Here is a 5671-nt window from a genome sequence, read left to right as displayed (position 1 = left end):
TGGCGCATGAAGAAGACCCAAACGCCGATCAGCAGAAGCATCGGGAACCAGCTAACGAAGAGGTTCATTAGGAAGGACGGTTCTTCCTCCGGTTTGGCTTCGATCTTGACGCCGTTTTTCAACAGGTCGGAAACCAGCCAGAGATCGGGCGGCGCGTAGGACGTGATGCGCTTGCCTTCGCTCGTCGTCGCCTTCAACGTACGGCCTTCCATGACCACCTTGGAAATGCGGCCGGACTTTACCTCCTCAATAAACTGGGAGTATTCGACGGATCCGGTTGCAACCTGACGGCCGTTGAACTGATTAAACACCGTCATCAGTACCAGGCCGATGACCAGCCAGACTGCCAGGTTTTTGAACATGTTGTTCAAGCTTGCACTCCTTTTACAGCGACGAGCGATAAAAATGCCATTCTAAACAAAACTCTCAACGCAATGTACGTCCAAGCAAATAAAGCTCTGCACTGCGATCACGGGAAGCATCCGGTTTGCGCACCACGACCGTCTTGAACGCCTCACGCATCTGACGAAGAAAAGTCTCGTAATCGGTACCTTGGAATACTTTGACCAAAAAAGCGCCATCCAGTTTCAGGCGCACCCTCGAAAACTCCAGACCCAGCTCAGCCAAGTGCATGATGCGCGCCTGATCAACCAGAGGCACTCCTGACATATTGGGGGCCATGTCCGACATAACAAGCCCTACACGGCGATCACCCAGTTGTTTTTCGAGTTGCTCCAAAACAGCGTCTTCACGAAAATCGCCTTGAATGAAATGGACGTTATGAATAGGTTCCATTTCGAGAAGATCGAGAGCAATGACCATTCCGCTATCGCCAACCCGCTTGCTGGCAACCTGGGACCACCCTCCCGGGGTGGCGCCCAGGTCAACAACCACCTCGCCGCGCTTGAGCAGCTTATCCTTGTCATCAATCTCGAGCAGCTTGAAAGCGGCGCGCGAACGCCACCCTTCCTTCTTCGCGAGTTGAACGTAGGTATCATTGACATGCTCGCGCATCCAAGCTTTGCTGGTTCTGGTTCTTTTCATTCGGTAAAATGCCGTTTTTGAAAGGTTTACTATGCTGCAAATATCATCTGCCCAGCGACGCGAACTGCGCGCCAAGGCTCACGACCTGAATCCGGTTGTCTCGATTGCCGAAAACGGCCTCACCGAGAGCGTTCTAAAGGAAATCGAAACGAACCTGAACGCCCACGAACTGATCAAAATTCGCGTTTATGGTGACAGCCGCGAAAATCGCCTGGCCTATTACGAGCAAATCTGCGCCCAACTAGGTGCCGCGGCTGTTCAGCACATCGGCAAGCTGCTAATCATTTTTCGCCCCATTCCCGCCGAGATTGCTGCGGTCAACGCGAAAAAAGCTCCAAAAACGAGACGCCCCATCCCTACCGCCCCGCGCAAAAGCAAGCGCTCCTTCCAGGGCTGATCACTTCAATCCGCGACCACTCCAGATCACCAGCCACAATCCCAGCAAACTCTGCACCAAGTAGAGGATGCTGGAAATACCATGCCACGCAGCAAAACGATCACGCAGGACGCTTTCCATCACTTCGCGCGGCATGGCATCCAGTTTTAGCTGAGCCATCAAGGGCTGGATGCCGAACTGGCTAGCAATCGTCAGCAGGGCCATCAGAACAATCAGCCAGAATACGCCACGCTTGAATACCTGCGCGCCGCAACGGAAAATTAGAAAAACCAACAACCAGGCGGCGCAGCCCAACCCGGCCCAGCCGATCAACGTAAACAGCCTGCCAGCTACCATGCCAGCCAGTTGCCGATCGTTCAGACTCGCAAAGAGCACAGGCGCCGCCATGTAGCCAATCGCCCACAGGCCGCCCGCCCACAAGGTAATGGCGAACAGATAGAGGGCTTCGGACAACCGGCGCACGTCAATTATTCGTAGCGGACGTCGATGACTTCGTATTCCCGAATGCCGCCCGGCGCCTGAACCTGGGCAATATCGCCGGCATACCTGCCGATCAGGGCCCGGGCTATTGGCGAGTTAACCGAAATCTTGCCACCCTTGATGTCTGCTTCGTCCTCGCCAACAATCTGGTAGGTGACGGCATCGCCCGTATCCTGATCCTCGAGATCCAGTGTGGCGCCAAATACGCAGCGACCATCGGCATCCAGCAGCTTCGGATCGATGATCTGGGCATGCGACAGCTTGCCCTCAACCTCCTGGATACGCCCTTCGATGAAGCCCTGGCGCTCCTTGGCGGCATCGTACTCGGCATTTTCGGAAAGATCGCCATGGGCTCGCGCTTCCGCGATAGCGCCAATCACCCACGGACGATCAACCGTCTTCAAGCGATGCAGTTCTTCGCGCAGCTTTTCTGCGCCTTTTACGGTCAACGGAACTTTGCTCATATTGTCTTCCAGCAAAAACAAAACCGCCGGCGCCCCAAGGCCACCCGGCGGTTTCAGGTTTATCTCAGTGTAGCTGCGTGTGTAATGTCTGAATCGAATAAACCACCAGCTCACCCAGATTGCGAATACCTTCGGCAGCGGCCTCGGCCCCCCAGATTGTCGTGTACATTGTGACACGAGCCTGCAGGCCGGAAGTACGGATGTTGCGCGAGTCGTTAATCGCCTGGCGTTTTTCCTCAACCGTGTTGATGATCAGGGAAATTTCGTTGTTTTTGATCATGTCGACAATGTGCGGCCGACCTTCGGTGAATTTGTTGACCGTCTGCACCGACAAGCCGGCGGCTTCGATGGCATGCGCGGTGCCGCGTGTCGCCACGAGATGGAAGCCGGCCTCAAGCAAATGGCGGGCGATTTCGATCGCTTTGGTCTTGTCACTATCCTTGACCGACATAAAAACCTTGCCGGCCGTCGGCAGTTTGACACTAGCGGCCAGTTGCGACTTGACGAAGGCCTCGGCAAAGGTGACGCCGACACCCATGACCTCGCCGGTCGACTTCATTTCCGGCCCCAAAATGGTATCGACCCCCGGGAACTTGACGAAGGGGAAGACCGCTTCCTTGACCGAAAAATAGGGCGGGATGACTTCCTTCGTGACGCCCTGTTCCTTGAGGCTACGTCCAGCCATGCAGCGCGCCGCAATTTTGGCCAGGGGCAGGCCGGTTGCCTTGGAAACGAAGGGCACGGTGCGCGAGGCGCGCGGATTGACTTCCAGCACGTAGACCTCGTTGTCCTTGATGGCGAACTGCACGTTCATCAGGCCGCAGACGTTAAGCGCTTTGGCCATCAGCTTGGTCTGGCGACGCAGCTCGTCCTGTACGGCCTTGCCTAAGGAGTACGGCGGCAGCGAGCAAGCCGAGTCGCCGGAGTGCACACCAGCCTGTTCGATGTGCTCCATGACGCCGCCGATGATGACCTCTTCGCCATCGGACAGGGCATCGACATCACACTCGACCGCATCATTCAGGAAGCGATCAAGGAGCACCGGCGAATCGTGCGAAACCTTGACCGCTTCGCGCATATAGCGCTCGAGGTCCTTTTGCTCATGGACGATTTCCATGGCGCGTCCGCCAAGCACGTAGGACGGACGAACCACCAGCGGATAGCCGATTTCCTGCGCCAGACGCAGCGCATCTTCTTCGGTGCGGGCGGTACGGTTAGGCGGCTGCTTGAGTCCAAGATCCTGCAACAGTTTCTGGAAGCGCTCGCGGTCTTCTGCCACGTCGATGGATTCCGGGCTGGTGCCGATGATCGGCACACCGTTCGCTTCAAGCGCCAGCGCAAGTTTAAGCGGGGTCTGGCCGCCGTACTGGACAATAACGCCGACCGGCTTCTCGATAGCGACGATCTCCAGCACATCCTCGAGCGTCAGCGGCTCGAAATACAGGCGGTCAGAGGTGTCGTAATCGGTGGACACGGTTTCCGGATTGCAGTTGACCATGATCGTTTCATAACCGTCTTCGCGCATCGCCATCGCGGCATGCACGCAGCAGTAATCGAACTCGATGCCCTGGCCGATGCGGTTTGGACCGCCGCCGAGCACCATGATCTTCTTCTTGTCAGTCGGCTTGGCCTCGCACTCGTCCTCGTAGGTCGAGTACATGTAGGCGGTATCGGTCGAAAACTCGGCGGCACAAGTGTCGACACGCTTGTAAACCGGGCGGACGCCCAGTGCATGACGGCGGTTGCGGAATTCGGTTTCAGTCGTTTTCAGCAGATAAGCCAGACGACGATCCGCGAAGCCCTTGCGCTTCAAGTGGCGGACTTCTTCCACGGTCAACGTCAAAAATTCGCGTTTTTCGACAGCCAGTTCGAGATCGACGATTTCCTTGATCTGGACGAGGAACCACGGATCGATCTTGGTCAGCTCAAAAACGCGCTCGACCGACATCCCGATACCAAACGCATCGGCGACATACCACAGGCGGTCCGGCGTCGGACGGGCTAACTGCTCGTCAATCGTCGCCGGGTCGACGCTTTTCAGGTTGAAGCCATCAACGCCGACCTCCAGCCCGCGCAAGGCTTTCTGCAGCGACTCCTGGAAGGTCCGGCCAATAGCCATGACTTCGCCAACCGACTTCATCTGCGTGGTCAGCGTGTCATCCGCCTGCGGGAATTTCTCGAAGGCAAAGCGCGGCACCTTGGTGACAACGTAATCAATCGACGGCTCGAACGAGGCCGGCGTCTTGCCGCCGGTGATGTCGTTGGCCAGTTCGTCGAGCGTGTAGCCGATAGCCAGCTTGGCGGCGATCTTGGCGATCGGGAAGCCGGTCGCCTTGGAGGCCAGCGCCGACGACCGCGAGACGCGCGGATTCATCTCGATGACGATCATCCGACCGTCCTTCGGATTGATCGAAAACTGCACATTGGAACCGCCGGTATCGACGCCGATTTCGCGCAACACGGCGATCGAGGCGTTACGCAGGATCTGGTATTCCTTGTCGGTCAGCGTCTGGGCCGGGGCAACGGTGATCGAGTCGCCGGTGTGCACGCCCATCGGATCGAGGTTTTCGATGGAACAGATGATGATGCAGTTGTCCGCCTTGTCGCGCACCACTTCCATCTCGTATTCCTTCCAACCGAGCAGCGATTCTTCGATCAGCAACTCGTTGGTCGGCGAGGCTTCGAGACCACGCTTGCAGATCGTCTCGAACTCTTCCATGTTGTAGGCGATACCGCCGCCCGTACCGCCCAGCGTAAAAGACGGACGGATGATGGTTGGGAAGCCGATCGCGGCCTGAACCTGGTAGGCCTCTTCCATGCTATGCGCCGTGGCCGACTTGGCAGAACCGAGACCGATCTTGGTCATCGCATCCTTGAACTTCTGGCGATCCTCGGCCTTATCGATAGCGTCTTTCGAAGCACCAATCAGTTCGACGCCGAATTTTTCCAGAATCCCCTCATGATCGAGATCAAGCGCACAATTCAACGCAGTTTGACCGCCCATGGTCGGCAGCAGGGCATCCGGACGTTCCTTTTCGATGATCTTGGCGACCACCTGCCAGGTAATCGGCTCGATATAGGTGACATCGGCCATTTCCGGATCGGTCATGATGGTCGCCGGATTGGAGTTGACCAGGATGACCTTGTAACCCTCTTCGCGCAGCGCCTTGCAGGCTTGCGCACCAGAGTAGTCGAATTCGCAGGCCTGACCGATGATGATCGGGCCGGCGCCAATAATCAAAACACTTTTTATGTCTGTACGTTTCGGCATATTGTTTCTCGCTTA

6 protein-coding genes are annotated in these 5671 nt (G+C 56.8%); 1 reads left to right on the top strand and 5 read right to left on the bottom strand.

Annotated elements, in window-relative coordinates:
* Positions 1 to 371: ATP-dependent metallopeptidase FtsH/Yme1/Tma family protein (locus tag ADADOO_RS05875; protein ID WP_511275827.1), on the bottom strand; the 371-nt coding region annotated here is incomplete at its 3' end.
* A gap of 55 nt (positions 372 to 426) precedes the next feature.
* The gene (rlmE, locus tag ADADOO_RS05870) at positions 427 to 1044 is read right to left on the bottom strand and encodes a 23S rRNA (uridine(2552)-2'-O)-methyltransferase RlmE (RefSeq protein ID WP_511275825.1); all 618 of its coding nucleotides are present in this window, start codon (positions 1042 to 1044) and stop codon (positions 427 to 429) included.
* 31 nt (positions 1045 to 1075) lie between these two features.
* Here rlmE and yhbY point away from each other — a divergent pair, with 31 nt between their 5' ends.
* On the top strand, positions 1076 to 1441 hold the full coding sequence (yhbY, locus tag ADADOO_RS05865; RefSeq protein ID WP_511275823.1) for a ribosome assembly RNA-binding protein YhbY: 366 nt from the start codon (positions 1076 to 1078) through the stop codon (positions 1439 to 1441).
* On the opposite strand, the gene ADADOO_RS05860 is transcribed toward yhbY, so the two are convergent.
* From ADADOO_RS05860 to carB, 3 genes are all read right to left on the bottom strand, one after another.
* Positions 1442 to 1903 (bottom strand): DUF4149 domain-containing protein, encoded by a 462-nt coding sequence (locus tag ADADOO_RS05860; protein ID WP_511275822.1) that lies wholly within the window; start codon positions 1901 to 1903, stop codon positions 1442 to 1444.
* A gap of 5 nt (positions 1904 to 1908) precedes the next feature.
* Positions 1909 to 2385, bottom strand: coding sequence for a transcription elongation factor GreA (gene greA, locus ADADOO_RS05855; protein WP_511275820.1), 477 nt, complete (start codon positions 2383 to 2385; stop codon positions 1909 to 1911).
* Positions 2386 to 2449: 64 nt separating this feature from the next.
* On the bottom strand, positions 2450 to 5656 hold the full coding sequence (gene carB, locus ADADOO_RS05850) for a carbamoyl-phosphate synthase large subunit (RefSeq protein ID WP_511275819.1): 3207 nt from the start codon (positions 5654 to 5656) through the stop codon (positions 2450 to 2452).
* Positions 5657 to 5671 lie beyond the last annotated feature (15 nt).

Source organism: Azonexus sp., assembly GCF_036170495.1.
In the GTDB taxonomy this organism is placed as follows: Bacteria; Pseudomonadota; Gammaproteobacteria; order Burkholderiales; family Rhodocyclaceae; genus Azonexus.
The sequence above is the reverse complement of the archived record's forward strand: the minus strand, read 5'-3'. Positions and strand labels throughout refer to the sequence as shown.